General features: G+C 73.0%; 30 protein-coding genes. 18 read left to right on the top strand and 12 right to left on the bottom strand.

What is annotated here, in order from left to right:
- Positions 1 to 165: 165 nt before the first annotated feature.
- Entirely contained in the window at positions 166 to 372 is a 207-nt protein-coding gene (locus ACFWUY_RS34190) for a DUF5999 family protein (RefSeq protein WP_053648929.1), read from the bottom strand.
- A 332-nt stretch (positions 373 to 704) separates the two neighbouring features.
- Positions 705 to 1,295 (bottom strand): hypothetical protein, encoded by a 591-nt coding sequence (locus ACFWUY_RS34195; protein WP_384119032.1) that lies wholly within the window; start codon positions 1,293 to 1,295, stop codon positions 705 to 707.
- 481 nt (positions 1,296 to 1,776) lie between these two features.
- Here ACFWUY_RS34195 and ACFWUY_RS34200 point away from each other — a divergent pair, with 481 nt between their 5' ends.
- Positions 1,777 to 3,276, top strand: a complete 1,500-nt coding sequence (locus tag ACFWUY_RS34200) for a glutamate--cysteine ligase (protein WP_384119035.1) — start codon at positions 1,777 to 1,779, stop codon at positions 3,274 to 3,276.
- Between the two features lie 151 nt (positions 3,277 to 3,427).
- Positions 3,428 to 4,210 carry a CPBP family intramembrane glutamic endopeptidase gene (locus ACFWUY_RS34205; protein ID WP_384119037.1) on the top strand — a complete coding sequence of 261 codons (783 nt, stop codon included), beginning with the start codon at positions 3,428 to 3,430 and terminating at the stop codon, positions 4,208 to 4,210.
- A 105-nt stretch (positions 4,211 to 4,315) separates the two neighbouring features.
- Here ACFWUY_RS34205 and ACFWUY_RS34210 read toward each other — a convergent pair whose 3' ends face one another.
- Positions 4,316 to 5,125: a PhzF family phenazine biosynthesis protein gene (locus tag ACFWUY_RS34210; RefSeq protein WP_384119039.1), complete on the bottom strand. Its 810-nt coding sequence runs from the start codon at positions 5,123 to 5,125 to the stop codon at positions 4,316 to 4,318.
- A gap of 485 nt (positions 5,126 to 5,610) precedes the next feature.
- Between ACFWUY_RS34210 and ACFWUY_RS34215 the strand changes: the two genes are divergently transcribed.
- Positions 5,611 to 6,033 carry a PadR family transcriptional regulator gene (locus ACFWUY_RS34215; RefSeq protein WP_384119041.1) on the top strand — a complete coding sequence of 141 codons (423 nt, stop codon included), beginning with the start codon at positions 5,611 to 5,613 and terminating at the stop codon, positions 6,031 to 6,033.
- 123 nt (positions 6,034 to 6,156) lie between these two features.
- Here ACFWUY_RS34215 and ACFWUY_RS34220 read toward each other — a convergent pair whose 3' ends face one another.
- The gene (locus ACFWUY_RS34220) at positions 6,157 to 6,585 is read right to left on the bottom strand and encodes an SRPBCC family protein (protein ID WP_384119043.1); all 429 of its coding nucleotides are present in this window, start codon (positions 6,583 to 6,585) and stop codon (positions 6,157 to 6,159) included.
- Positions 6,586 to 6,654: 69 nt separating this feature from the next.
- Positions 6,655 to 6,879, bottom strand: coding sequence for a hypothetical protein (locus ACFWUY_RS34225; protein WP_384119045.1), 225 nt, complete (start codon positions 6,877 to 6,879; stop codon positions 6,655 to 6,657).
- Between the two features lie 196 nt (positions 6,880 to 7,075).
- On the opposite strand from ACFWUY_RS34225, the gene ACFWUY_RS34230 reads away from it, so the two are divergent.
- The 4 genes from ACFWUY_RS34230 (at position 7,076) to ACFWUY_RS34245 (ending at position 10,966) form a co-directional block, all read left to right on the top strand.
- Positions 7,076 to 7,651 (top strand): Clp protease N-terminal domain-containing protein, encoded by a 576-nt coding sequence (locus ACFWUY_RS34230; RefSeq protein ID WP_384119048.1) that lies wholly within the window; start codon positions 7,076 to 7,078, stop codon positions 7,649 to 7,651.
- 41 nt (positions 7,652 to 7,692) lie between these two features.
- Entirely contained in the window at positions 7,693 to 8,802 is a 1,110-nt protein-coding gene (locus ACFWUY_RS34235; RefSeq protein ID WP_384119051.1) for a DMT family transporter, read from the top strand.
- 175 nt (positions 8,803 to 8,977) lie between these two features.
- Positions 8,978 to 9,943, top strand: coding sequence for a DMT family transporter (locus ACFWUY_RS34240; protein ID WP_384119053.1), 966 nt, complete (start codon positions 8,978 to 8,980; stop codon positions 9,941 to 9,943).
- Between the two features lie 336 nt (positions 9,944 to 10,279).
- Positions 10,280 to 10,966: a hypothetical protein gene (locus ACFWUY_RS34245; protein WP_384119056.1), complete on the top strand. Its 687-nt coding sequence runs from the start codon at positions 10,280 to 10,282 to the stop codon at positions 10,964 to 10,966.
- 264 nt (positions 10,967 to 11,230) lie between these two features.
- On the opposite strand, the gene ACFWUY_RS34250 is transcribed toward ACFWUY_RS34245, so the two are convergent.
- Positions 11,231 to 11,902: a pyridoxamine 5'-phosphate oxidase family protein gene (locus ACFWUY_RS34250; RefSeq protein WP_384119059.1), complete on the bottom strand. Its 672-nt coding sequence runs from the start codon at positions 11,900 to 11,902 to the stop codon at positions 11,231 to 11,233.
- Between the two features lie 35 nt (positions 11,903 to 11,937).
- On the opposite strand from ACFWUY_RS34250, the gene ACFWUY_RS34255 reads away from it, so the two are divergent.
- On the top strand, positions 11,938 to 13,272 hold the full coding sequence (locus ACFWUY_RS34255; protein WP_384119062.1) for an aminotransferase class I/II-fold pyridoxal phosphate-dependent enzyme: 1,335 nt from the start codon (positions 11,938 to 11,940) through the stop codon (positions 13,270 to 13,272).
- A 288-nt stretch (positions 13,273 to 13,560) separates the two neighbouring features.
- Here the strand turns inward: ACFWUY_RS34255 and ACFWUY_RS34260 are convergent, their stop codons facing one another.
- Positions 13,561 to 14,532 carry a DMT family transporter gene (locus ACFWUY_RS34260; protein ID WP_384119065.1) on the bottom strand — a complete coding sequence of 324 codons (972 nt, stop codon included), beginning with the start codon at positions 14,530 to 14,532 and terminating at the stop codon, positions 13,561 to 13,563.
- 73 nt (positions 14,533 to 14,605) lie between these two features.
- Here ACFWUY_RS34260 and ACFWUY_RS34265 point away from each other — a divergent pair, with 73 nt between their 5' ends.
- Positions 14,606 to 15,508, top strand: a complete 903-nt coding sequence (locus tag ACFWUY_RS34265) for a LysR family transcriptional regulator (protein WP_384119067.1) — start codon at positions 14,606 to 14,608, stop codon at positions 15,506 to 15,508.
- A 62-nt stretch (positions 15,509 to 15,570) separates the two neighbouring features.
- On the opposite strand, the gene ACFWUY_RS34270 is transcribed toward ACFWUY_RS34265, so the two are convergent.
- Positions 15,571 to 16,038 carry a pyridoxamine 5'-phosphate oxidase family protein gene (locus ACFWUY_RS34270; RefSeq protein WP_384119069.1) on the bottom strand — a complete coding sequence of 156 codons (468 nt, stop codon included), beginning with the start codon at positions 16,036 to 16,038 and terminating at the stop codon, positions 15,571 to 15,573.
- A 78-nt stretch (positions 16,039 to 16,116) separates the two neighbouring features.
- Here ACFWUY_RS34270 and ACFWUY_RS34275 point away from each other — a divergent pair, with 78 nt between their 5' ends.
- Complete coding sequence (locus tag ACFWUY_RS34275; RefSeq protein WP_384119072.1) at positions 16,117 to 16,815, top strand: cysteine hydrolase family protein; 699 nt, start codon at positions 16,117 to 16,119, stop codon at positions 16,813 to 16,815.
- On the opposite strand, the gene ACFWUY_RS34280 is transcribed toward ACFWUY_RS34275, so the two are convergent.
- Positions 16,802 to 17,206, bottom strand: a complete 405-nt coding sequence (locus ACFWUY_RS34280; protein ID WP_384119075.1) for a Rieske (2Fe-2S) protein — start codon at positions 17,204 to 17,206, stop codon at positions 16,802 to 16,804. The genes ACFWUY_RS34275 and ACFWUY_RS34280 overlap by 14 nt on opposite strands.
- A 199-nt stretch (positions 17,207 to 17,405) precedes the next feature.
- On the opposite strand from ACFWUY_RS34280, the gene ACFWUY_RS34285 reads away from it, so the two are divergent.
- Positions 17,406 to 18,470 carry an AraC family transcriptional regulator gene (locus ACFWUY_RS34285; RefSeq protein WP_384119078.1) on the top strand — a complete coding sequence of 355 codons (1,065 nt, stop codon included), beginning with the start codon at positions 17,406 to 17,408 and terminating at the stop codon, positions 18,468 to 18,470.
- 103 nt (positions 18,471 to 18,573) lie between these two features.
- The gene (gene lepB, locus ACFWUY_RS34290; RefSeq protein ID WP_384119080.1) at positions 18,574 to 19,182 is read left to right on the top strand and encodes a signal peptidase I; all 609 of its coding nucleotides are present in this window, start codon (positions 18,574 to 18,576) and stop codon (positions 19,180 to 19,182) included.
- 16 nt (positions 19,183 to 19,198) lie between these two features.
- Here lepB and ACFWUY_RS34295 read toward each other — a convergent pair whose 3' ends face one another.
- Entirely contained in the window at positions 19,199 to 19,834 is a 636-nt protein-coding gene (locus ACFWUY_RS34295; RefSeq protein WP_384119081.1) for a TetR family transcriptional regulator, read from the bottom strand.
- Between the two features lie 135 nt (positions 19,835 to 19,969).
- Here ACFWUY_RS34295 and ACFWUY_RS34300 point away from each other — a divergent pair, with 135 nt between their 5' ends.
- The 6 genes from ACFWUY_RS34300 (at position 19,970) to ACFWUY_RS34325 (ending at position 24,017) form a co-directional block, all read left to right on the top strand.
- Entirely contained in the window at positions 19,970 to 20,650 is a 681-nt protein-coding gene (locus ACFWUY_RS34300) for a cholesterol esterase (RefSeq protein ID WP_384119083.1), read from the top strand.
- Between the two features lie 308 nt (positions 20,651 to 20,958).
- Positions 20,959 to 21,468 carry a DUF6114 domain-containing protein gene (locus tag ACFWUY_RS34305; protein WP_384119084.1) on the top strand — a complete coding sequence of 170 codons (510 nt, stop codon included), beginning with the start codon at positions 20,959 to 20,961 and terminating at the stop codon, positions 21,466 to 21,468.
- Positions 21,465 to 22,250 carry a DUF6230 family protein gene (locus ACFWUY_RS34310; protein WP_384119087.1) on the top strand — a complete coding sequence of 262 codons (786 nt, stop codon included), beginning with the start codon at positions 21,465 to 21,467 and terminating at the stop codon, positions 22,248 to 22,250. Before ACFWUY_RS34305 ends, ACFWUY_RS34310 begins: the two co-directional genes overlap by 4 nt.
- Positions 22,244 to 22,639, top strand: coding sequence for a DUF6114 domain-containing protein (locus ACFWUY_RS34315; RefSeq protein ID WP_384119089.1), 396 nt, complete (start codon positions 22,244 to 22,246; stop codon positions 22,637 to 22,639). Before ACFWUY_RS34310 ends, ACFWUY_RS34315 begins: the two co-directional genes overlap by 7 nt.
- Positions 22,636 to 23,304 (top strand): hypothetical protein, encoded by a 669-nt coding sequence (locus ACFWUY_RS34320; protein WP_384119091.1) that lies wholly within the window; start codon positions 22,636 to 22,638, stop codon positions 23,302 to 23,304. Before ACFWUY_RS34315 ends, ACFWUY_RS34320 begins: the two co-directional genes overlap by 4 nt.
- A complete protein-coding gene (locus ACFWUY_RS34325) occupies positions 23,301 to 24,017 on the top strand; it encodes a DUF6230 family protein (protein ID WP_384119093.1) in 717 nt (238 codons plus the stop codon). The genes ACFWUY_RS34320 and ACFWUY_RS34325 overlap by 4 nt, the downstream gene beginning before the upstream one ends.
- 31 nt (positions 24,018 to 24,048) lie before the next feature.
- On the opposite strand, the gene ACFWUY_RS34330 is transcribed toward ACFWUY_RS34325, so the two are convergent.
- Both ACFWUY_RS34330 and sigK read right to left on the bottom strand, forming a co-directional pair.
- A complete protein-coding gene (locus ACFWUY_RS34330; protein ID WP_384119095.1) occupies positions 24,049 to 24,807 on the bottom strand; it encodes an anti-sigma factor domain-containing protein in 759 nt (252 codons plus the stop codon).
- On the bottom strand, positions 24,804 to 25,328 hold the full coding sequence (gene sigK / locus ACFWUY_RS34335; protein ID WP_384119124.1) for an ECF RNA polymerase sigma factor SigK: 525 nt from the start codon (positions 25,326 to 25,328) through the stop codon (positions 24,804 to 24,806). Before sigK ends, ACFWUY_RS34330 begins: the two co-directional genes overlap by 4 nt.
- Between the last annotated feature and the right edge of the window lie 81 nt (positions 25,329 to 25,409).

Here is a 25,409-nt window from a genome sequence, read left to right on the forward strand (position 1 = left end):
TCCGGCCCGCCGCTGTACGTGAACCACACCTTTTCCGTGATCACCGTTTGCTGATCACGTATCTTTTATCAGGTATCGCCCCCCCCGTGGACACGTGGAGTGGGCCGGCCGGGCGGTGTTCCTCGGGGCCGGCCCTCGGCGTTTCCGCACTCCGTCCGGGTGCCCTCAGGCGGCGGTCGTCACCCGTCCCGCCGTCAGAGGCCGGTGCGGGGCGATGATCTGCCCGTCCGGCAGCAGTTCACCGGTGTCCTCGAAGAGCAGGACGCCGTTGCACAGCAGGCTCCAGCCCTGCTCCGGGTGGTGTGCCGTCAGTCGGGCCGCCTCCCGGTCGGCGGAGTCGGCGGTGGGACAGGCAGGCTGGTGCTGGCACATGGGTGGGTTCTTTCGCTGCGTCGTGGTGGATGTCCTGCGGCTCTTCGCGCTCATCGCCGCCCCCGTCGGTCGGTTCGGTTCCGATCCCAGTCTTGCCCCATGGACGCTCTTCCGCAGGGATTTCGCGGCAGCTCGTCCTTTCCTGGGAAGACGCGTCACCCGCAGGGGCGGTTCGGGTCAACCACACGGTCTCTTCGGGTGGTTCGGGGTGGTCCGAGCGGGCTAGTCCGTCCGGGAGGGGCGTTCGGGAGGAGTGTTCGTACGGGCATCTCGGACAGCAGTGCGCCCCGTGACCCGGGCGGGTCACGGGGCGGTGGCGCATGTGCGGTGGATCAGGCGGGCGCCGCCGAGCCCATGAGGGGCGGCGGCGCGAGGCGTGTACTGAGCACGGGCAGCAGGTCGGCGATCTGGTAGGCGCGGTGGGCCGCGATCCCCGGCGGTGCGGGGGCGAGCGGCACCATCAGATCGGCCGCGGCCGGGGCGGCGGCGGTGCCGTCCGCCTCCGGGTCGGCGTGCAGCCAGAGGGTCTGCATGTAGAGCTCGGGTACGGAGAGCAGTCGTGGCTGGTACGGGACGGGAAGCGCCTCGGCCTGGAGCAGCGCGTGCTCGGTGGAGGTGACGTACGGCCCTTCGAAGAAGTGGGAGAAGGACCAGCCGTCGGGGGTGAGCATGGTGTCCGCGGCGGCGATCGCCCGGCCCCCGCTCCTGATCAGGAAACGCCAGCCGGTGAGCCGGATGCGGGGCTGCTGCCCCGGTGCTCCGGCGACGCCCAGGACGTGCACGGGCAGGGGGAGTTCGGGACTCAGTGGTCCCTGCGCGGCCCGCAGGGCGGGGGTTCGCGCCTCGTGGACGGCGGTCGGTGAGCCGAGGGCCGCGAGGACGCTGCGGAGGGCCGGCGCAGGGGCCGGGAAGGGTCGGAGCATGGTGGGTCGCCTCTCACTCAGGAGACACGGTGACGCGTGGGCAGGTACGACGGCGCTGTCGGCGACGGGGCCAGAGGAGGGGCCAAGAGCTCATGGCCGGGAGCCAACACTCTGCCTCGTCCGCGGAGTTTATACGACACGTGTTCACGGAGTGTTTCCGCTAGACGTCGCCGATATTCCTGACAAGGCGTCATCAGGCCGTAAAAAAATGGGCCGCAGAAGCGGAATCCTGTGGCGATGCCGCTCTCACCTGCGCATCCCTCACAGGGGTGGACGGCTGGATATCGATCCCGAGTTCCGTGACAATAGGACATTGGTATATGTCGATTGTCGTATGCCTTCGGGATGTGTCGGTGGGGTGCTGCATCCAGCCTATCCTCCGACAGCCCTCTTTCGCAGGCGTTGTGGATCAGCGAGGTGGGCATCATCGTCCGTGACACGCGGCCGCCGGGCGGCCGCCCGCTCGGGGAGGGACGCTTCGATGGGGGAGAAGGTCGTGGCCGACGGGTTCGGCCCGTCCGACCGGCAGCAGTACCGGAGAAAACTCCAGCAGTGTCTCGCGGGACTGGCGAGGCTCCTGGCGGAGAAGCGGTTCGACCGCCCCCGCAATCTCATGGGCGTGGAGATCGAACTCAATCTGGTCGGCGCCGACGGCCTGCCCCGGATGCTCAACGGGCCGGTTCTCGAAAAGATCGCGAGCCCCGATTTCCAGACGGAACTCGGAATGTTCAATCTCGAAGTGAACATCGCGCCCCACCAGCTCAACGGGCGCGTATTCGACCGGCTCGCGGAGGAGATCGGAACCGGGATCGGATATGCCGACCGCAAGGCCGCCGAACTCGACGCGGGTGTCGTCATGATCGGCATACTGCCCACGCTCACCCAGGACGACCTGACCTTCGAGAACCTCTCGGCCGGCGACCGTTACACGCTCCTCAACGACCAGATCCTCGCCGCCCGCGGTGAGGAGTTCACGCTCGACATCCACGGTGTCGAACGACTCCTGTGCACCTCGGAGTCGATCGTGCCCGAGGCGGCCTGCACCTCGGTCCAGCTGCACCTCCAGGTGACGCCGGCCCGGTTCGCCGCCGTGTGGAACGCGTCGCAGGCGGTGGCGGGCGTCCAGATCGCGCTCGGCGCCAACGCGCCCTTCGTCTTCGGCCGTGAGCTGTGGCGCGAGTCGCGGCCGCCGCTCTTCCAGCAGGCCACCGACACCCGCCCGCCCGAGCTGCAGTCGCAGGGCGTCCGGCCGCGCACCTGGTTCGGGGAACGGTGGGTGGACTCGGTGTACGACCTCTTCGAGGAGAACCTCCGCTACTTTCCCGCCCTGCTGCCCCTCTGCGACGAGGAGGACCCGCTGCTCGTCCTCGACGAGGGCGGGGTGCCGCGCCTCCGGGAACTCGTCCTGCACAACGGCACGGTGTACCGCTGGAACCGGCCCGTCTACGGCTGGGTCGACGGCGTCCCGCACCTGCGGGTGGAGAACCGGGTGCTGCCGGCCGGGCCCACCGTCACCGACGTCATCGCCAACGCGGCCTTCTACTACGGGCTCGTGCGCTCGCTCGCCGACGACCCCCGGCCGGTCTGGAAGCGCATGGCCTTCGAGGACGCCGAGGCGAACTTCGACACCGCCTGCCGCCACGGCATCGAGGCGGAGCTGCGCTGGCCCCGCTCGGGTCGCGCGGGCGGCATCGCGACCGTTCCGGCGGTACGGCTCGTTCTCGACGAGCTGCTGCCGCTCGCCGCGGCCGGGCTCGACGCCTGGCACATCGAGCCCGCCGACCGGGACTTCTACCTCGGGGTGATCGAGCAGCGCTGTCTGCGGCGGGTGAACGGCGCTTCCTGGCAGGCCGACACCTTCCACCGGGCCCTGGAGTCGGGCCTCGACCGAGAGGCGGCGCTCGCGGCGACGACCCGCCGCTACCGGACCCTCATGCGCACGGGCGAACCGGTGCACACCTGGCCGGTGGGCGTCGACTGAGGAGCGCACCCCACTCCGGACTTTGGTGACGCTCCTCCAGCAGGGGTGCGCGGGTCGGGCGGCGGCCGATCATGGCAGAGTGATCGGGGCCGCAGCGGCGGCGTCCGTCGGTGACCGGGAAGTGGAGACAGGTGTGGTGTCGGAGCAACGAGTGAGTGACGCTTCCCTGCCTCCCGGCGGTCTGCCCCGCCGGGTGCTGCGCTCCGAGACGCTCATCGTCCTGGCGCTCTCGCTCGGGGCGAGCGCGGTGTCGTCGCTCATCAGCTTCGTCGGCTCGCTCACCAGGTCCGGGCCGCTGAGGGAACAGGCGGCGACGCTCAACGGCTCGTACGCGCCGGGGCGGCCGTGGCTCGATCTGTCCTGGCAGCTGTTCGGCATCGCCACCGCCCTCGTGCCGGTCGTCCTCGTCGCCCATCTGCTGCTGCGCGAGGGCTCCGGACTGCGGGCCATCGGCTTCGACCGGACCCGGCCGTGGCCCGACCTCGGGCGCGGCACGCTGGTCGCCGCGGGCATCGGGAGCGCGGGGCTCGCCTTCTACCTCGCGGCGCGGGCGAGCGGGTTCAACCTGACCGTGGTTCCCGAGTCGCTGCCCGACGTGTGGTGGAAGTACCCGGTGCTGATCCTCTCGGCGATCCAGAACTCCGTGCTCGAAGAGGTCGTCGTCGTCGGCTATCTGCTGCGCAGGCTGGGTCAGTTGGGGTGGACTCCGATGGCCGCCCTGGTGGCGAGTTCGGTCCTTCGGGGTTCGTACCACCTCTACCAGGGGATCGGCGGCTTCCTCGGCAACGTGGTGATGGGCGTGGTCTTCGTCCTGCTATACCGGCGCTGGGGGAGGGTCGGGCCGCTGGTCGTGGCGCACGCGCTGCTCGACATCGTGGCCTTCGTCGGGTACGGGCTGCTCGCGGGCAGGGTGGACTGGCTGCCCACGATGTGAGGGGCAAGCGGCAAGGGGCCGTACGGAGAGGGATCTCCGTACGGCCCCTTCGTCTGCGTGGGCCGTACGGAGAGCTCCGTACGGCCCACGCGTGGGGGGCGCGGGTCAGGCGTGCAGGTCGCCCTCGATGACCGTGACCGCGTGGCCGTTCAGCAGGGTGCGTTCACCGCGCAGACGGATGCGGACGATGCCGGTGCGGGCGCCGCCCTGGAAGCCGACGAGGTCGTCCCGGCCGAACCGGGCGGACCAGTAGGGGGCGAGCGCGGTGTGGGCGCTGCCGGTCACCGGGTCCTCGTCGATGCCGACGGCGGGGAAGAAGCCGCGGGAGACGAAGTCGTAGCCCCGGTCCGGGTGTTCGGCGGCGGCGGTGGCGATGACGCCGCGCGAGGAGAGGCCCTTCAGGGCGGCGAAGTCCGGCGCGAGCGCGCGGACGGTGGGCTCGTCGAGCAGCTCGACGACGAGGTCGCCGATGTGGGCGGCCGTGTCGTGGACGGCGAGCACCTCGGCGCCCAGCGCCTTCTCCAGGCCGTCGGGGACGGGGGCGGGGGTGAGGGAGGAGGTCGGGAAGTCCATCGTGATCGTGCCGTCGGACTCGGCGGTGGCGCCGAGGACGCCGCAGCGGGCCGCGAAGCGGACGGTGCCGGTCGCCGTGCCCGTGGAGTGCAGGACGTGGGCGGTGGCGAGGGTGGCGTGGCCGCACATGTCGACCTCGGTGGTGGGGGTGAACCAGCGCAGGGCCCAGTCCGCCTCGCCGCCGGCGGGCAGCGGGTGGGCGAAGGCCGTCTCGGAGAGGTTGACCTCGGCGGCGACGTTCCGCAGCCAGGCGTCGTCCGGGAAGGAGTCGAGGAGCAGGACTCCGGCGGGATTGCCGGAGAAGGGCTGGTCGGTGAAGGCGTCGACGATTCGGATCCGCATGCCGCCGACCGTAGCGGGAGTGGATTTCGGCGGCCAAGGCCAATCGCGGAGAACTGGACCGGTGGGTGGGGGCCGGGTCGGTGGGTGGGGGGTGGGGGGTGGGTCCGAGGCGGATCGGTGGGTTCCGAGGCGAGCTGGTGAGTGGGCCGGGGTGGTGGGTGGGTTCGGGGGTGGGGCGGTGACCTGCGGGAAGAGGATGGATCGGTCGGATGATTGCTCGGCGAACAGTTCCGATATATCGTTGAAGCATCGCGACAGTTCGACGATGGAATCCCGATGGAAGGAGCGTTGCGATGCGTTCACATGGACACGAGTGCGGAAACGGGCACGGCCCTGGAGCCGGTCGTGGAGGCTGGGGCCCCGGACCTCGCGGTGACTTCGAAGGGCGGCGTGCCGCGTTCGGCCCCTTCGGGCCGGGCTTCGGGGGCGGGCCCTTCGGCGGACGCGGCCACGGTGGCGGCCGGGGGAGGGCGCGGCGTGGCGACGTGCGGGCCTCGATCCTGGCGCTCCTGAAGGACCGCCCGATGCACGGCTACGAGATGATCCGGGAGATCGGCGAGCGCAGCGACGGGGCGTGGAAGCCCAGTCCCGGCTCGGTCTACCCGACCCTCCAGATGCTGGAGGACGAGGGGCTGATCACCAGTGAGAGCGACGGCGGCAAGAAGCTGTTCACGCTCACCGAGACCGGGCGCGCCGAGGCCGATGCCGGCCCCGAGGCCCCCTGGGAGGAGGCCGGGCGCGGTGTCGACTGGGAGGCCCTGAACGAGGTCCGGCAGGCCGGTTTCGGTCTGATGGAGGCGTTCGGGCAGGTCTGGAAGAGCGGTACCCCCGAGCAGCGGCAGAAGGCGATCGGCGTGATCGGCGAAGCCCGCAAAAAGCTCTACCTGATCCTGGCCGACGAGCACTGACCCGCGCCCGTGCGGGCCGGACGCGCAGAAGGGCCCGCGGCGCGCGCCACGGGCCCTTCTGCGTGCGTACGGCACCCCGTGCGCGGGAACGGCTCCGTACGCCAGGTGACCAGGTCCGAGACGTCAGGTGACCAGGCCCGAGAGCTTCCGCAGCGACTCGGTCAGGGCCGCCGTCGCCGAGTCCTTGAGCTTCCCCGCCATCAGGGAGACCGCCGCGCCCGTGAACTCGCCGTCGATCCGTACGCTCGTCGCGTCCCCGTCCGCCGTCAGTGAGTAGCGCGTGGTGACGAGGACCCCCATCGGGCCCTTGCCCTTGATGGCGAAGGCCCGCTCCGACTCCAGTTCCTCGACCGTCCAGAGCACCTCGGCGGGGAAGCCCATCAGCTTCATGTTCTCGGTGAAGGTGGCGCCCGTCTCCAGGGTGGCCGGGCCTCCGCTCGGGAAGTCGGTGTGGGTGGCGTTCCACTCGCCGTACGAGGGGAAGTCCATGAGTCGCGCCCAGACCTTCCCGGTCGGCGCCTCGATCCGTGCCTCCGCGGTGACTTCGGCCATGAGACCACCCCTTCACGCGTGCCCAGTGGGTTCCGGTGTCGCGGAACGTAGCCGGGTGGCCGTGAACATTCAATACTGATGAACCGTCAGTTCTGCGGCGGCCGGCCCCGCGCTGTCGCCGATCCACCAGATCTCGGCCGCGTCGAAGCTGTCGGAGGCGCGTGGCGCCCCGTCCTCCTCGTGACAGTGGAACGCCGCCCAGAACAGATCGGCCGGCAGCGCCTCCCGGGGGGCGTACACCCGGTAGACGTACTGCCGCCCGTCGAGCGCGAGCAGAGCCACCATCCAGAACACGACCGGAGGACGTACGGGGAAGGGCCCGTGGTTGCATCAGGGGCGCAGAGCAAGGCGGCGCGCGCCCCGCGGGCGCGACACGCGCGATCTCATCCGTAAGGGGGAGGAGCCGCGCGCGCGTGCCCTACCGCGGTGGGATGCGGACATGCTTCTCCCTGGCGATGCCCCGGCCGTGCGAACCTGATGAGGTGGGAGCGTGCACCGTCCCGTCCCGCTTCCCCAGTCACTCAAGCAGCCCGCCGCCCCGCGCGCGGAGCTCGCGCCCCTCCTGACACCGTCCCTCCTGACGCCGTCCCTCATGTCGGTCGTGGCGGGCGCGCGCCGCAGGGCCCTCAGGGACGGCGACCGTCAGATCGACACCGCGCACCTCCTGCACGCGCTCCTGGAGTCCGACCCCGAGGCGGGTGCCGTGTTCGAGGGCGACCATCAGCTCGCCCGGGTCCTCGGCTACCTCGTCCAGCGGTCCATCGGCTACGGCCTGCGCTGGCAGCGCTCGGTCGAGGGCTCCGACGCCGGCCGTCCGCTGCCCGCCGTCCGCGGGGCCGAGGCGCAGGACCCGCGGGCCTCCGGTTGGTCACCGGTCGCGGCCGCCGCCCTGGAGGAGACCTTCCGGCGGGCCGCGGGGCGCGGCGGCGACCAGGCGCGCGGTCTCGACCTGCTGGCGGTCGTCGCCGCGGACCCCGGGAGCCGGGCCGTCGAGGTGCTGCGCCGCGCGGGGGTCGACCCGGTCGCCCTGGTCGCCCGGATCGGCGAGCCGTCTCAACAGGTGTAACGGGGGTTACGCGCCTGACCGGCCCCTGTCATCATGGCCCGATGCACGCGTCTCAGGGGAGAAGCGCCGGCCTGGGACTCGCCCTGGCCTCGGCCTTCGCATTCGGTGGTTCAGGAGTGGCGGCCAAGCCGCTCATCGAGGCGGGACTCGACCCGCTCCATGTGGTGTGGCTCCGGGTCTCCGGCGCCGCGCTCGTCATGCTCCCCGTGGCCTGGCGCCACCGGGACCTCCTGCGCCGCAAACCGGCTCTCCTCGTGGGCTTCGGTCTGCTCGCCGTCGCCGGTGTCCAGGCCTTCTACTTCGCCTCGATCTCCCGCATCCCCGTCGGCGTCGCTCTCCTCATCGAATACCTCGCCCCGGCCCTCGTCCTCGGCTGGGTCCGCTTCGTCCAGCGCCGGCCCGTCACCCGCGCCGCCGCCCTCGGCGTCGTCCTGGCCGTCGGCGGTCTCGCCTGCGTCGTCCAGGTCTGGTCCGGACTCACCTTCGACCTCGTCGGTCTGCTCCTGGCGCTCGCCGCCGCCTGCTGCCAGGTCGGCTACTTCGTCCTCTCCGACCAGGGCGGCGACGAGGACGGGCAGGCCGACCCGCTCGGCGTCATCGCGTACGGGCTGCTCATCGGCGCGGTCGTCCTGACCGTGATCGCCCGCCCGTGGGGCATGGACTGGGCGCTCCTCGGCGGCAGCGCCGACATGGACGGCAACGGCGTGCCCGCGTGGCTGCTGCTCGGCTGGATCGTGCTGATCGCCACCGTCCTCGCCTACGTCACCGGGGTCGTCTCGGTGCGCCGGCTCTCCCCGCAGGTCGCGGGGGTCGTGGCCTGCCTGGAGGCGGTCATCGCGACCGTCCTCGCCTGGGTGCTGCTCGGCCAGCGCCTCGACGCGCCGCAGATCATCGGCGGCGCGGTGGTGCTGGTCGGTGCCTTCATCGCCCAGTCCTCGACGCCGAAGGCGTCCGCGCCCGGACCCGTGGCGGGCTCGGTGACCGACGCAGGCGCGGTGGACCCGGACTCGGGGGCGGCGTCGGACGGTTCCGGGGAAGCCGGGTCGCACGACGGCTCCGGGAAGGCCGGGTCGCACGACGACTCCGGGAAGGCCGGCTCCGGGAAGGCCGGACGCGACGCGGAGTTGTCCGCCGGGCGTACGGCCCCGTAGGGTGCCGATCATGCATTCGACCGTCCTTCCGCCTCCCGCCCTCTAGGCGCGCGGCGACTCTCCTCGACGAAGACCGGGCTCGGCCGGGCGGCTCTCCGCCCCCGAGCGGTTCGTCGCTGCCCGCGCGCGGAGCCGAGCGACCACCCTTTCCTCCTGTCTTCCACGGAGAAGTCACGTGTCGAACTCTTCGGAATCCGCCCTGTCCGTCGGGCGGAGCCTGCTCTATCTGATCGTCGCCGGGATCGCCTGGGGTACGGCCGGTGCCGCCGCCTCGCTGATCTTCCGCATCAGCGACATGGGCCCGCTGGCCCTCTCCTTGTGGCGCTGCGTCGGCGGCCTGGTCCTGCTGCTCGGCGCGCTGGCCCTGCGGCCCCGGCGCGCCGCCGCCCCCGCGGCCGGGGAACCGCGCCGCCGGCGGATCCTCCGCATCCTCGCCACCGGGATCGGTCTCACCGTCTTCCAGAGCGCCTACTTCGCCGCCGTCCAGGCCACCGGCCTCGCGGTCGCCACCGTCGTCACCCTGGGCGCGGGCCCCGTCCTCATCGCGGTCGGCGCCCGGCTCGCCATGGGCGAACGCCTCGGCCGCGGCGGCGTCGCCGCCGTCACCGGGGCGCTCGCCGGGCTCGTCGTCCTGGTCCTCGGTGGCGGGTCCGCGGAGGTACGGCCGCTGGGCGTCGTCCTCGCGGTCGTCTCGGCGGCCGGATACGCGGCCATCACCCTGCTCACCCGTTGGCTCGGCCGGGACGGCGGCCGTACGGACGCCCTGGCCACCACCACCTGGGCCTTCGCGATCGGCGCGGCCGGGCTGCTCCCCGCGGCGCTCGCCGAGGGACTCGTACCGCACACCGACGCGCCCGTGAGCGTGCTCCTCCTGCTCGTGTACGTGGCCGCCGTGCCGACCGCGCTCGCGTACGCGCTGTACTTCGCGGGCGCGGCGGTCGTCCGGGCCGCCACGGTCTCCGTGATCATGCTCCTGGAGCCGGTGAGCGCGGCCCTGATCGCCGTCTCGCTGCTCGGTGAGCGGCTCACCGCGGCCATCGTGTCCGGCACGCTGCTGCTGCTCGCCGCCGTCACCGGGCTGGCCTACGCCGAGGCGCGGACGGCGGCGGCCGAACGGAGGCGGGAGGCGGTGGCCGTGTAGGGCGGACGGGTCCGGTGCGGGCCTGCCCGCGCCGGACCCCGTGGGTAAACGGCCTTGGGCGCAGCGGTACAGGGGTACAGCGGTACAGGGGTACAGGGGTACAGGGGTTGACGCCAGGCCGATGATCGTGGACTCGGGCAGGTCGCGGGTGGTCCTGCCGTTGTTCGGTGTTCGGGCGGGGCTGGACCGGAGCCGTCCGCGCAGGTCGATCTCCTCGGGCGTGAGCGGGTCTTCGCGTCAGTGGCAGGTTGCGATGCGCCCCGCCGGCGTATTACCCACGTGGGGTGAGTACACGTACTCGAGCGGGTCGCGCGGTGCCGGCCGGAGAGTTGGCGCATGACGCACGTCCCCGCCTCCATCAGCGCGTTCGCCCGTCACCGGCGCGGTCTCGCGACCGCCGCCCTCGCGACCGCCGCCCTCACCGCTCTCACCGCTCTGGCGTTCACCGGCTGCGGGAGTGAGCCGGGTGGCGGTGGTCCACGGAGCGACCCGGCCCGAAGCATCGCCCCCAAGGAGAGACCCGCGCAGCCGTCCCCCGAGCAGAAGGCGTTCGCGGCGATGCCGGACACGTACGCGAAGGAGTGCCCTGCGGCCGACGGGGTCCCGCCGACACCGCCCGGCAAGCCGAGCGGCCCGGACCCGGCGCGGAGTCTCGCCCCCGGGGAAACGCCCCCGGACGAGCCGGTCGAGCCCGGCCCTCCCCCAGGGCCTGCGGCGGAGTGGGACCTCCACGAGTGGTGCACGAGCGTCCACCACGAACAGCGCATCATCGAGGCGCTGCAGAAGGTCGCGGACTCCACCTCCGCCACGGTCCGGAAGACCCTGAACCGCCTCGGCTACATCGACGAACACATCCACGGCCTCGAGCAGGACGGCAGGACCACGCGCTTCCACCTCGACCTGCGCGAGAACGGCAGCCGACTCTGCGAGACGGGTGTGGCGGCGGGGGAGGACACGGACGTCGGCCCGTGCGTGGCCCGCGCCACCGGAGCGTTCACCGTCACGACAGAGGCGCAACCGTAAAGGCGCGCCCCGCTCTTCCCCGCCCTGTTCGCCGCCGGCGCGGGCATCCGGGTCGTACGGAGAGAAAGGGCGCGATCGGGAAGGAGCGCGCCCCGAGGTGGTCGGGACTCCTCCACGCGGTGGCCGTGAGCTCCAGGCCCGACGCGTACTTCCGGTCGATCCGCATCCGGACCGCCTCGGCGGGGCCTTGCGGGAAGGCGGGCGGGACGGCCGTGTCGTCCTCCGGCCGTCCCGCACGTCTTCCCGCACGTCTTCCCGTACGTCTCAGAGCGTGGCCAGGTACTCCGGCAGGGCGACGGCCGGGTCGAGGTCGTCGGCCGGGACCGGCGTGCCATAGCCCGGGCGTACCGGGACGACGCCGGACCAGTGGGGGAGGGTCCGGTCCTCGGGGTCGTCGTTGGGGCCGCCGGTGCGGACCTTCGCCGAGACCTCGTCCAGGTCGAGCCGGATCACGGCCGTGGCGGCGAGTTCCTTGGCGTTCGCAGGGCGCGAGTCGGCGGACCGGCCGGGGACGACGTGGTCGACGAGCGCGTCGAGAGCCGTACGGATCTCCTCGCGGTCGGTGACCTGGTGGGCGGTGCCGTGCACCACGACCGAGCGGTAGTTGAGGGAGTGGTGGAAGGCGGAGCGCGCGAGCACGAGACCGTCGACGTGGGTCACGGTCAGGCAGACGGGCAGCCCGGGGGCCGCCACGCCGTCGCCGGTGGCGCGCAGCGGCCGCGAGCCGGTGGAGCCGTGCACGTAGAGGCGGTCGCCGACGCGGGCGAAGAGCGTCGGGAGGACGACCGGCGCGCCGTCGCGGACGAAGCCGAGATGGCAGACGTACGCCTCGTCGAGTATCGAGTGGACCAGGGCCTTGTCGTACGAGGCGCGCTCGCGGGAACGGGTGGGCACGGTCCGGTCGGTTCTCGTGTACGTGCCGGCGGCGGTGCTCATTGCGTACTCCATTGCACTAGTGCATACTTGTGTTTGTGCTAGGAGAATATCGGATCGAAGGTCGTCGCGCATCGGACATCGCCGCGAGTGTGGAGAGAGGGGTGGGGGCCGGAGCCCTGCGGGCCGGCCAACACCTGCCACCCATGCGGGAGTTGGCCGTCACGCTCGGTGTGAACCCCAACACCGTCGCCGCCGCCTACCGCACCCTGCGCGAGCGCGGGGTCATCGAGACCGACGGGCGGCGCGGCAGCCGGGTACGGCCACGCCCCGCCACGACCGCGCGCGGCTCGATCCGGGTGGAGGCCCCCGAGGGCGTCCGCGACGTGAGCAACGGCAACCCCGACCCCGCCCTGCTGCCATCCCTCGGCGAGGCCTTCGCCGAGGCCGCGCGGCGGTACGCCGAACAGCCAGGCATGTACGGAGAAGCCCCCGTCGACGAGGAGTTCGGGCGCCTCGCGCGCGCCGCCTTCGACGCGGACGGCGTGCCGGACGGACCCGTCGGCGTCGCCTCGGGCTCCCTCGACGCCATCGAGCGCGTGCTCGCCGTCCACCTCAGGCCGGGCGACGCCGTCGCCGTCGAGGACCCGGGCTGGGGCAGCCTCCTCGACCTGGTGCCCGCGCTCGGGCTCCGTCCCGTCCCGGTGGCCGTCGACGACGAGGGGCCGCTGCCGGAGGAGGTCGACCGCGCGATCCGGCGCGACGGGGCGCGGGCGGTGATCGTGACCGACCGGGCGCAGAACCCGACCGGGGCGTGCGTCACCGAGGCGCGGGCACGGGAACTGCGACGGGTCCTCGCCGGCCACCCGGGCGTGCTGCTCGTCGAGGACGACCACGGGCACGGCATCGTCGCGCAGCCGCTCCATCCGCTCTCGACGGGCGGCGGCCGCTGGGTCCTGGTCCGCTCCGTCGCCAAGGCGTACGGGCCCGACCTGCGGATCGCCGCCTTCACCGGTGACGCCGAGACCGTCGACCGGGTCCTCGGGAGGCAGCGGCTCGGCCCCGGCTGGGTCAGCCGCCTCCTCCAGCGGGCCGTCGCACACCTCTGGGCCACGGGGGCGGTCGATCCGGCCGTCGTCGCGCGCTCGTACGGGAAGCGGCGCGACGGGCTCGTGCGGGCGCTGGCCCGGCGGGGCGTCGAGGCCCACGGGCGCGGCGGCATGAACGTGTGGGTCCCCGTCCCCGACGAGACGGGCGCGGTGGCGCGGCTGCTCGCGGCGGGCTGGGCGGTGGCGCCGGGTGCCCGCTTCCGGATGGACGCGGGGCCGGCCGTCCGGCTCACCGTCTCCAGCCTCGGGGTCGGGGACGTGGAGTCGCTGGCGGATGCGGTGGCGGGGGCGGTGGGGCCGGTTCCGGCGCGGAGTTACGGGTGAGGCTTGGGGGGTGCCGCGCGCGCTTTCTGTGGCCTCGTCCCGCCCGGGCGGTTGTCGGGGGCCTGCCCCCGCCCTGTGCGGGCCACCGTTCCGTTGGGCCTTCGCCCCTGTTGGGGCGGTGTCACCCCGGTGTTGGTCTTCGCCCACTGCCCGTGTGGGCCATCGCCCCAGCGGGACGATGGCCCACAACGGGGTGGGCGCCGTCCCAGGGGAATCGTCGCCCGCGACGGGGTGGGTGTCGTGTCGGCGGGACTGTTGTTCACGGCGGGGTGGGTGTCGCGCCGGGGGTCAGGGGCGGGGTGTTCGGGGGCGGGGGGTGGTTTGGGTGAGGGCTGCGCCCGCGAGGATCACGGCGGCGCCCACCGGGGTGTTCCAGGCGAGGTGTTCGTCCAGGAGCGCCACGCCCGCCGCCGTGGCGATGACCGGGATGAAGTACGTGACCATGGCGGCCGTCGTCGGGCCGACCTCCGCGACCACGCCGTACTGGAGCAGCATCGCGTACCCCGTGCCGAGCGCGCCGAGGGCGATCACGGCGAGCAGCGGTACCCACTCGATTGATTGCGGAGTTGAAGTGAACAACGGGGTGACCACTGCCAGTTGCAGGGTCGCGAGGCCCACCTGGGAGCCGGCGAGCGAGAGGTTCGAGGCGCCGGTGCCGCCCAGTGTCCTGCGGACGTAGATCCAGCCCACCGCGTAACTGAAGGACGCGAGGAGGGCCAGCGCGGTGCCCGTCACGTCGAGTCCGGAGAATCCCTGCCACGCGCCGAGGACGGTGAGCACCCCCATGAAGCCGATGCCCAGGCCGGCGGCGCGGACCCGGGTCGGACGGTCCTCGGAGAGCGCGACGAGGGAGAGCAGCATGCCCCACAGCGGCGTCGTCGCGTTGCAGATTCCCGCCAGGGTCGACGGGATCGTCAGCTCCGCGTACGCGAAGAGGGAGAACGGCAGCGAGTTGAGGAGGAAGGCCGCGACCGTCAGGTGACCCCAGACGCGGGCGCCGCGCGGCAGCCGGTCGCGCTTCACCACCAGGGCGACGGCGAGCACCGCCGTACCGAACAGGAGCCTCCCGAAGGTGACCTGGAACGGTTCGAAGCCCTCCGTGCCGACCTTGATGAAGAGGAAGCTGAAGCCCCAGATCAGGGCCAGGACGCCGAACCGGATCCGCCAGTCCAGCGGACGCGCGCCGGGGGAGCCGGGGGATCGGGGTGAGCGGAGGGGAGAGGGCGGGGCGGCGACGGGAGGCGGGGCTGCGGGGCTCATGCGCTCAGCGTGACGGGCCCGATCTCGTAGAACAAGCGAGAATTGCTCGACCCCTTCCCTTAGTATCGCTTACATGTTGAACCTGGAGCGCCTCCGCACCCTCGACGCCGTCGCCCGGCACGGTTCGGTCAGCGGCGCGGCCGACGGACTGCACGTCACGACCTCGGCCGTCTCCCAGCAGCTCTCCAAGTTGGAGCGCGAGGTGGGGCAGCAGTTGCTCGCCAAGAACGGCCGGGGGGTGCGGCTCACCGACGCCGGTCTGCTGCTCGCCGAGCACGCGGCCCGGATCCTCTCCCAGGTCCAGCTGGCCCAGGCCGACATCGAGGCCCAGCGCGGGCAGGTGGTGGGCGAGGTGCGGGCCGCGGCCTTCCCGACGGCGGCCCGTGGGCTCTTCCCGGCCGCGCTCGCCGCGCTGCGCGAGGGTCACCCCGACCTCCGGGTCCGTACGACGGAACTGGAACCCGAGCAGGGCGTGCGCGCGGTGCTGCGCGGCGACGCGGATCTGGCGATCGTCCTCGACTGGAGCAACAAGCGAGCCCCCGTGCCGGGCGGTCTCGAGCGTGCCCACCTCCTCGACGACTCCGCCGACGTGGCCCTGCCCGCCGGTCACCGGCTCGCCGGGCGCGAGGCGGTGGATCTGGTGGACTTCGCCGAGGAGGAGTGGGTGTCCTGGCCGGAGGGCGAGTTCTGTCACGACTGGCTGATGTTCACGCTGCGTTCGCAGGGCATCGAGCCGCGCATCGGGCACCTGGCGGGGGAGCATCACACGCAGCTCGCGCTCGTCGCGGCGGGGCTCGGGGTGTGCGTGACCCCTCGGCTCGGCCGTCCGGTGCCGGACGGCGTCGTGTTCGTTCCCGTGCGGCAGCAGGTGCGGCGCCACATCTACGCGACCTGGCGCGCGGACGCGGGGCGCCGCCCCTCCGTGCGGGCCGTCGTCGGCGCGCTGCGGGCGGCCGCCGAACCGCTGGCGAGCTGAGGGCCCGTACGGAGGGATGTGCTGAGGGCCGTCCCCAGGAGGGCTCTGTCGGCCGGCCGTCGTCAGAGTCCGGCGAGCTTGCGGAAGTCCCAGGAGGCGACGGCGTCCGGGGTCAGGCGCATCCAGGCGTGCCGGCCGTCGTGCGGCATGGCGTCGAGGCCGAAGTTCTTGGCGGCGAACAGCTGCTCGGGGACGTCGAGTTCGGGGCACGGCTCGCCGGTGCGCGGGGCCTCGCCGACGAAGTCGACCGTGCCCGACAGTTCGACGCCGCGCAGTTCGCCGTACTCCTCCCCGTCGTCCACCACGACGGCGACCCTCGGGTCGGCGCGCAGCTCGGACCAGCGGCGGCTGCGGGTCAGCGAGTACAGCCACAGCGAGGAGCCGTCCCAGGCGAACCAGAGCGCGCTCACGTGCGGGCGGCCGTCGGCGGACACGGTCGCGACCCGGCAGGTGCGCTGTTCGGCGAGGAAGGAGTCGAGCTCGGCCGGGGTCATCATGATCCGGCGTCCATGGCGCTGTGCGACGGTCATCGTCCGCACCCTTCTGGATTTCTGATGAGACGTCAGAAAGCATGGGGGTCCATCCGCGCCAGTGCAAGGGGAGAGGCCATGGGGCAAGGGCAGGGGAGTGCGGGAGAGCGGCTCGGGGAGCGGATCCGGCCGGACGGCGGAGTCGTCCTGCTCACCGTCGAGTGCCAGCAGGGCGTCGTGGGCCCGGACAGCGCGCTGCCGGAACTGGCCGCCGTCGCCCGCGCGTCGGGGGCCCTGCGCAACGTCGCCCGGCTCGTGTCCGCCGCGCACGGGGCGGACGTCCAGGTGATCCACGCCGTCGCCGAGCGACGCCCCGACGGGCGGGGCGCCAACAGCAATGCCCGGCTGTTCCGGGCCGCCGCCCGGCTGCCCGTGCAGCAGCACAGCGGCAGTACGGCGGTACGGATCGCCGAACCGATCCAGGTCGCCGACGAGGACCTCGTCGTGCGGCGTCTGCACGGGCTCTCGCCGCTCGCCGGGACCGACGTCGATCCGCTGCTCCGCAACCTCGGCTGCCGGACGCTGATCGTCACCGGCGTCTCCGCCAACGTGGCCGTGCCCAACGCGGTCTTCGACGCCGTGAACCTCGGCTACACGGTGGTCGTCCCCGCCGACGCGATCGCGGGGGTGCCGGCCGACTACACCCCCGCGATGATCCGTCACACGCTCGCGCTGGTCGCCACGATCACCACGACCGACGAGATCCTGGGATGCTGGAAGCCCCCCAGGCGCTCCGGGGCCGTCGGCACCGCCGGAGGTGCCGTCAGCCGAAGCTGATCTCCTCGCCCACCACCTGGATCGGCTCCGGCGGCAGTGGCGCGGTCGCCGGACCCGACTTCACGCTGCCGTCCGACATGTCGAAGTGGCTCTGGTGGCACGGGCAGACGATGACCCCGTCCTTGACGCTGCTCACGGCGCAGCCCTGGTGGGTGCACTTGGAAGAGAAGGCCTTGAACTCCCCGGCCTTCGGCTGGGTGATCACCAGGCCCTGATCGGCGAGCACCTTCCCGCCGCCCACCGGGATGTCCCCGGTCCGCGCCAGGGTGGCGCCCTCCTGCGGCGCGCTGTCGTCGCTCGTGCCACCGCCGCCCCCGCAGGCGGTGAGTGCCGCTGCCAGACCCGCGCCGCCCGCAGCCGCGACCACCGTCCGGCGTGCCACTCCGCTCATGTGCTGCCCCTCTTCCCTCGTGTACGGGTGCCTGGCACCCGACGGTACGGCTGTGAGCTGTGTCCCGTTCACAGGATGGGAGCTTCGAGCGCCTTACAGTTCTGAGTAGAGTGTCGGAACCTGGACATCCTTCGAGGGAAGTGTCCACCCCGGTCGCGGTGAACCCGGGGGCGACGCGGCCGGAACGGAGGCGACGCGCATGCCTGCACGGTCGGTCAGCGCCCATCACGTACGGGCCGTGCTGCTCGGAGCCGAGCGGCGCGGGCTGGCCTCCGGGCCGCTCCTCGCCCGGGCCGGACTTCCCGCGTCGATCGTGGAACAGCCCCGGGCCAGGGTGTCGGCGGAGCAGTTCGGACAGCTCGTCAGGATGCTGTGGGCCACCCTCGACGACGAACTCATCGGCTTCGGCGGTGCGCCCAGCAAGGTCGGGACCTTCGCGATGATGGCCCATGTCGCGGTCCACGGCAGCCGTGACCTGCGCGAGGCCCTCCGGCGCGCCCAGACCTTCTACGCGCTCTTCCCGGCCGGCCCGCGCTTCCGTCTGGTGGAACCCGGTACGGGTGGGACCCGGGCCGAAGGCCTCGACGAGGCGCGGATGGAGTTCGACGTCTCCGCGTACGACGACCCCCTCCACTTCGGTGCCGAGTCCACCGTCCTCGTCGCGCACCGCTTCGCGGGCTGGCTCATCCGGCGCCGCGTCGGCCTGCGCCGGGTCGAGTTCGTCCACCCCGAGCCCCGGCACGCCCGGGAGTACGCCCACCTGTTCGGCGCGCCCTGCGTCTTCGGCGCCGCCCGGACGACGGCCGTCTTCGACCGGGCGGACCTCGACGAACCCGTCCTCCGGGACGCCGCGGCACTCAGGGCCTTCCTCCGCCGCGCCCCGGCCGACGTGCTCGTCCGCGCCGACTACGGCAGCGCGGTGACCGGTCGCGTACGGCATCTGATCGGGCGGGCCCTGGCCACGGGTTCGGTGCCGACGCCCCAGGAGCTCGCCGGCCGGCTGTCCGTGAGCCCCCAGACGCTGCGCCGGCAACTGGCCGCCGAGGGAACCACGTACCAGCGGCTGCGTGACCAGGTGCGGCGCGATCACGCCATCGCCGAGCTGACCGGCGGCCGGGTTTCCATCGAGCGGCTCTCCCGGCAGCTCGGATTCTCCGAACCGAGCGCCTTCCACCGGGCGTTCCGGCGCTGGACCGGCGAGACTCCCCGGGCGTACAGGTCCCGCGGTCCGGGAGTCGTGGGCGCCCCCGGTCAACAACCCTGAGCGGTACGGTCACAGCGGCGGGCCGCCGCCCGTCCTACCGTTCCGCCATGACCGAAATCGACCGGTCCGGCGCCGTGCGGCCGCCGGGCCCCACCCGCCGCCGGTGAACCCGCGCCGGGCGGCCGGCGCCGTCCTCGGGACAGGGGTCGCGCTCTGCCTCGTCGCGGCGGTGGCGGTGACGGCCCTCGGTGTCCGGATCGACGGCACCAGCATGGCCCCCACCCTCCACCAGGGGGACCGGATCCTCGTCGCGCCGGGCTCCGCGGGGGAGGCGCGCCGGTTCGACGTGGTGCTGCTGCGGGCCGCCGGGAAGGACGCCCTGCTGGTCAAGCGGGTGATCGGACTGCCGGGCGACCGGGTGGCGATCCTCTCCACTCCGGAGGAGCCCTTCCAGGTCCTCCTCCAGAAGGGCGGTGAGGGACCCGTGTACCGGGTGGTGGCGCCCCAGTGGACGGACCGGGTCCGGCGTACGGGGGCGTGCTGCGGGCCGGACGGCACCCGGTCGTCGCGTTCCGAGCTGCGGGCCGTGCCCGAGGGCGCGTTCTTCTACCTGGGTGACAACCCCGACCTCTCGAACGACTCACGGGCGTACGGCTGGGGCGACCTCGCGCGGGTCGAGGGGAGGGTCGGCGTGCGGGCCTTTCCGGTCTCCGCGTCACCGGAGATCGGCAACCGGCCCGTTCTGGAGGAGTACCGGGGCCCGGGGCCCTAGTTCTCCCCCGATTCCCTCAACTCCCTTGGTTCCTCTGATTCCCCTGATTTCCCGGCGGGAGCTTCTCGTGGCCGGTGCTCAGCGCGATCCGGACCACCGTGTCCGCGACGCGGCGGGCCGACTCCCCGGGCGAGGCGGCCGACTGGACGATATGGCTGGCGGTCAGCCGGACCGCCGCGTCCACGGCCAGTTCGCGCGCCACGGGGTCGATCGTCGGCCAGGCCTCCGTGACGTACGCGTCGGCCATCGCCGTCGCCGTGTCGAACGCCGCCGCGGACCGGGTCGTGAGGTACGAGAGGAGTCCGTCCTCGCCGGTGCTGGTCAGCATGGCCTTGATCAGCGGGTTCCGGGCGGCCAGCGTGAGGGTGAAGCCGACGGCTGCCTCGACGGCGGCGCTCAGGTCGTCCCGGTGCGCGTCCAGGCCCTCCTGGATGCCGACGAGGCAGCGCTCCAGCTCGCGCTGGAAGAGGGCCTCGCCGACCGCCTCCTTGGAGGGGAACTCCGTGTACACGGTCTGGCGGCTGACGCCGACCGCGCCGGCCAGGTGCGCCATGCGCAGCTTGTCGAAGCCGCGGTCCGCGACCGCTTCGTACGCGGCGTCCAGGAGGCGCTCGCGCAGCAGTGTCCGGACCGTCTCCCTGAAGCGTGGCATCGGCCAAGCCTAGTCCAGCGGGAATTCGCCCAAAGATTGTCAGATGTGTTGACACTCTCAAGTGAAGTGTCCAATTCTCGAACACAGAGCCGCAAAGTGTCATTCGGCCGGCGCGGCCCGACGGTTGGAGATCCCATGCAGGAAGAGAGCAGAGGCGTCACCCGCTGGCGCAGATCGGCGTTCCTCGCCGTGCCCGCCACGGCGGCCGTCGCCGCCATGGCCACGGCCATGGTGCAGGGCGCGCTCGCCGCGAACCTCTCGCTGACCAGCGTCCCCTTCACCCTCAGCTCCAAGACGGTGGCCGCCCCGCAGGGCATCGGCGCGGTCATGCACACCATCGACGCCGGCGGAGCCAAGGGGGCCGCCGAGGTCGGCATCGCCAAGGCCGGCCTCGACGGCATCTGTGTCCACGCCGTCCAGTCCGTCAACCTCCCGGTGATCGGCAGCCTCGGCACCTGGTCGCTGAACATCTCCTCGCCCGCCGCGGCGACCCCGCTCACCAGCGACCAGCTGGTCGCCGGCGCGGGACTCCAGGCCAACAAGCTGGTCCTGGACGCCCAGTCGCTCAAGGCCGCCACGGCCACGCTCAACGCGAGCGACACCACCCCGAACGTCATCGGCGCCGCCGCCGACGGCGCGGGCATCAAGGGCACCGGCATCACCGACGGCACGCCCGGCCAGTTCGGCCTCGACGCCACCGGCGGCCGGACCGACATCAAGAACCTCGCCGCCGACGCCAACGGCGCCACGATCTCCGGCGCGATCACCCTGCCGGACCTCGCCATCGCCATCGCCCACGGCGACAAGGCCTGCTGAGCCGGGCAGCGGGAGAACCGCACCGACGGCGCCGGTACGGGCCGGGGACCCGCGCCTCGGGACGGGCGCGGGTTCCCGGCCCCACCCGCCCGGAGACGGACGCGGGGGCTCGCCCCCTATCCGCCGTCCCGGAACGGGCGCGGGGTCTCGGCTCCCCAGCCGTCCCGGGACGGGCGGGGGTTCCCGACCCCGTCCGCCTCCAGGCGGGCGTGGGGCCTCGGCCCCCCATCCGGGCCCACCCCTCCGGGACCTTCCCCCGGCCCCACCAGGCCCTCCACCCACCTCCGACCCCCTGCTGCGAGGCCCTCATGACCATCGATCCGCCGCCCGAGCCGACCCCCGGATCCGGTCCGGCCGAGCCGTCCGGCCGCCCCCACGCCCACGGGGCGCGGGCCGCCTTCCGTCGCTGGCGCCGCACCCGGCCGTTCTGGGCGACCGTCTGGACCGGTCTCGGCGGTTTCGTCATCTTCTTCCTGCCGATGGCACCACTCGGCAAGATCCTCCAGGTCGGCGTCGGGGGGATCGCGGGCATGGCCGGCGGTGTCGTCCTGATGGCGATGGCCCTGCTCATGCTGCTGATGCCCAGCCAGCGCCACACCGCCGGCGTCATCGCGGTGATCGCGGGCGTCACCTCCTTCCCCCTGTCGAACCTCGGCGGTCTCCTCGTCGGCATGGCCCTCTCGGTCCTCGGCGGCTCCATGGGCTTCGCCTGGCTCCCCGAGAAGCCCGCCAAGCGGCGCGGTGGCCTCCTCCGCCGTACGCGACCCGCCGCCGGAACCCCCGTACCGCCCATGTCCGTCGGGAGCGGATCCGTATGACAGAGAACTCCTCCGGGGCGCGTCGCATCGGCCCGGCCCTCGCCCGGATGCGGGCGGCCGGCAGCCGTGCCGCCGCCGACTGGAACACGCGGATGCTCGCCGAGGCGGCCGACGGCACCCGGCGGGGCACCCGCTGGGGGCGCGGCGCGTTCGCCCTCGTCCCCTCGGCCCTCGCCGTCGGCGCCCTCGGGGCCGCACTGGCACAGGGCGCGCTCGCCGCCAACTTCAGCGTCACGGGGCAGCCCTTCACCCTCACGTCCAACGGGGTGGCGGGCAGCGGCTTCGGCGCCATCGTCAACACCCCCTCCGTCGGACGTCCGGACGGCACCACGACCACCGACACGGCCATGGCGCGCGTCGGTTTCGCGAGCGCCGGGCTCGCCGGGCTCTGCGGCGTCGTCCACCAGACGATCGCGGGAGTCCCGTACTCCCTGCTCCTGACGGGTGGCCAGAAGGTGACGGCCGCCCCGCCCGCCGCCTTCACCACCGACATCGACGCCTCGAACCTCTACATCCAGGCGACCGAACTCCAGGCGTACGGGCCCACCACCCTCCAGAACGCGGTACTCGGCCAGTCCGCCGACCAGGTCACCGTGGCCGGCAAGCCGCTCACGGGCGCGCTGCCCGGCGGGTTCGGGCTCGGTTCGGCGGGCGGAGAGGGCGGCAGCTCCATCCGGCTGCACGGGCTGAACGCCACCGCGTACGACGCCGAGATGGCCGGGGCGCTCGTCCTTCCCGACCTGAGGATCAGGGTCGTCGCGGGAAAGGCCACCGCGTGCTGAGCCGGCTGGGGTCCGCGTACGGATGGTTCCGGGCGTTCCGCCGCACCCGGCCGTTCTGGGGCGGGGTGTGGCTGGTCGCCGGGGGCTGGACCGTCCTCAAGTTCTCCCTGAGTTCCCTGCAGTTGATCGTGAGCACGGGCTTCGGGGGAGTGGCGGGCTACCTCGTCGGCGGCGGGATGATCCTCTGCGGACTCGTCCCGATGGCGCTGCCCGCCCAGCGGTACACCTTCGGGCTCATCGGCGTGGTCCTCGCGGTCGTCTCGCTCGTCGTCTCCAACCTCGGCGGATTCCTGCTCGGCATGACGTTCGGCGTCCTCGGCGGATCCATGCTGGTGGGTTGGGGCGCCAAGCGGCCACGCCGCCGGGCGGCGGTGGAGGCGGAGGGATGAGGCCGGCCGTCACCGGGACGAGGCCGGCCGCCACACCGGCGCGGGCGGCCCGGGCGCGGGGCGCTCGTCACCGGGTGCTCGCCGTTTCCACGGCCCTCGTCCTCGCGGTCGTCACCGCCGTCTGGTCCGGGCAGCCGAGCCACGCCGAAGGGCCGACCGCCGCGGTCGAACCGCTGGGCGCGCCCTTCCTGCCCTCCCCCGACCCGCTGCACGTCACCATCGACAGCATGGTCGCCGTCTCCATGACCGTCGACAAGAACGTCACCGTCCGGCTCTCCGACGGCACGACGCGCGTCACCAACCAGTACACCTTCACCAAGCTCAAGATCCGCTCGCACATGAACGTGCGCCAGCGCGCGGCCGGACACACCGTCACCATCGACGTTCCCGGCGAAGGCTCCCTCGGCGGGTACGACAGCGCCGGGAGACCCGAGACGACCACGATGTGGGGCACCATCTCGAACGTCTGCGTCCGCGTCCTGATCAAGATCTGCGGGGTACAGGGCCTCCTCGACTTCTTCGGCTCCCTCATCCCCCTCACCGCGGGCGCCGAGGACTTCGTCGGCGACATCTACGCGATCCGGACGGTCGACGACCACGCGGCCCTCGACTCCACCGACAACCCCGTCCACCTCCCCGGAACCATCACGGTGACCACCCCATGAGCCCCGCCCCCATGAGCCCCGACCGCCGCCCCCCGGAGGGACGCACCCACTGGCGCCGCTCGCTCGCCGTCGCCCTCCCCGCGCTCCTCGCGGCCGGCGGCCTCGGCTCCGCCATGGCGAGCGGCGCGCTGGCCGTCGGGCTCCGGATCCAGGACCGGCCCGTCGACTTCACCACCAGCAGCCTCTACGGGACGCAGTACGGCGCCGCCGTCGTGGACCAGACCGTCGTACGGCCCGACGGCTCCACCGGAACCGTCCGCGTGCTGAGGATGGGTTTCGCGGACGGGGTCCTCAACGGCCTCTGTCTCAGCCAGCGGCAGCAGATCGCGGGAGCCACGTACACGCTGCTGCTCACCCTCGGCGACGACAACCCCGGCTCCTGGGAGATCAGGACCCAGAACACCGTCCTGGACCTGAAGAACGCCACCGGGGTCCTCGACATGGACGGGATCGTCGACCTCAACACCAACGGCGCCGACGTGAAGACCGTCAAGGACGCCGGTGGCGCGTACGTCGTCAATCCGCTCGACAGCCCGCAGCACCGCTTCGGCATCCAGGCGCGGTACGCCAAGTTCGACCGGATCGTCGGCACCGCGCAGGACTTCCAGATCCCGGGCCTCCTCACCGCTCCCCGGCTCACGCTCTCCGTACGGCCGGGCACGGTCGCCTGCCCGGCCCCGGCCGCGCCGGTGGGCACCCCCGGCACGCCGTGAGGCCCCCGGGGGCCTCACGGCGTGCCGGGGGTCAAGCCTTCGGCATGGCCATGGTGGCCACCGGTGCCGAGGTCGGGCGGGGAGAGCCGCCCGCGGGCTCCACGGTGATCCCGATCCCGGCGGAACGGTTCGCCGGCCCCTCCAGGAGGGTGGTCGAGGACGACGCGCCCGAAGGCATGAGGCCGGCCGACCGCATCGTCCCGGCGTCGTCGTACCAGAGCTGGTAGACCTTGCCGGCCGGTGGGGCCGGCATCCCCGCGGTGGCGAACACCGCCCGGTCGAGCGACGGGGCGTGGACGAGCGTCCCCACGGCGCCGTCCGCGAGCCGCGCCGTGGAGACCCGGGCGTCGGGCGCCGCGAGCACCGCCGCGACGGCCGTGGAACTCGCCTCGGCCCTGGCCGCCCGCTGCCCGGCCTCCTGGGCCCGCTGGTACTGCACGCCCGCGACACCGGCGAGCGTCACCGCACCGGCGAGCGAGGCGGCCAGCGCCCAGTGGGGCAGCCGGCGCAGGCCACGGCCGCGCGCGAACGAGCGGCCGGCCGGTACGGTCACCGGCGGCAGCTGGCGGACGCCCGCGATCCGGCGCAGCACCTCGGCACGCAGCGCGGGCGTGACCGGTTCGGCGACGGCCAGGCCGAGGCGCATCACCGTCTCCGAGAGTTCGTGGACCTCGCCGGCGCACGCGGCGCACGCGGCGAAGTGCCGCTCGACCGCCTCCCGCTCCTCGTCGGTGTCCAGTGCGTCGAGCACGTACGCGCCGGTCAGCGTGTGCAGGTCACCGCCGGTCATGCCGTCACCCCCAGGCAGTCGCGGAGCCGGATGAGACCGTCGCGCATCCGGGTCTTCACGGTCCCCAGCGGCAGCGAGAGGAGTTCGGCGACCTCCCGGTAGGTCAGCCCGCGGTAGTAGGCGAGGGTGACGGACTGCCGCTGGCGTTCGGTGAGGCCGCGGAGACAGCGTCGTACCCGCTCGCGGTCGAGACGGTTCTCCACCTCCTCCGTCACCTCGTCGTACGCGGGGGTGTGTTCGAGCAGGGCGACCCGCCGGGCCCGGTCCGAGGACGCCTGCTCGGAGCGCACCCGGTCCACCGCGCGGCGGTGGGCGAGGGTGAGCGCCCAGTTCAGGACGGACCCCAGGTCCGGCCGGTAGCGGGCGGCGGACCGCCAGAGGTCGACCATCACCTCCTGGGTCACCTCCTCGGACTGCGCGGGATCCCGTACCACCGAGCGGACCACGCCGAGGACGGGACCGGAGACCTGGTCGAAGACGGCCTCGAAGGCCTCCTGGTCCCCTCGGGCGACCCGGACCATCAGCTCGGGCAGTCCGTCGCCGCCCCGGTCCGGGGCCGGACCTCCGCCGACGCGTGCGTGCTCTCTCACCGGGTGTGCCCT

Source organism: Streptomyces sp. NPDC058664 (assembly GCF_042716635.1).
GTDB lineage: Bacteria > Actinomycetota > Actinomycetes > Streptomycetales > Streptomycetaceae > Streptomyces.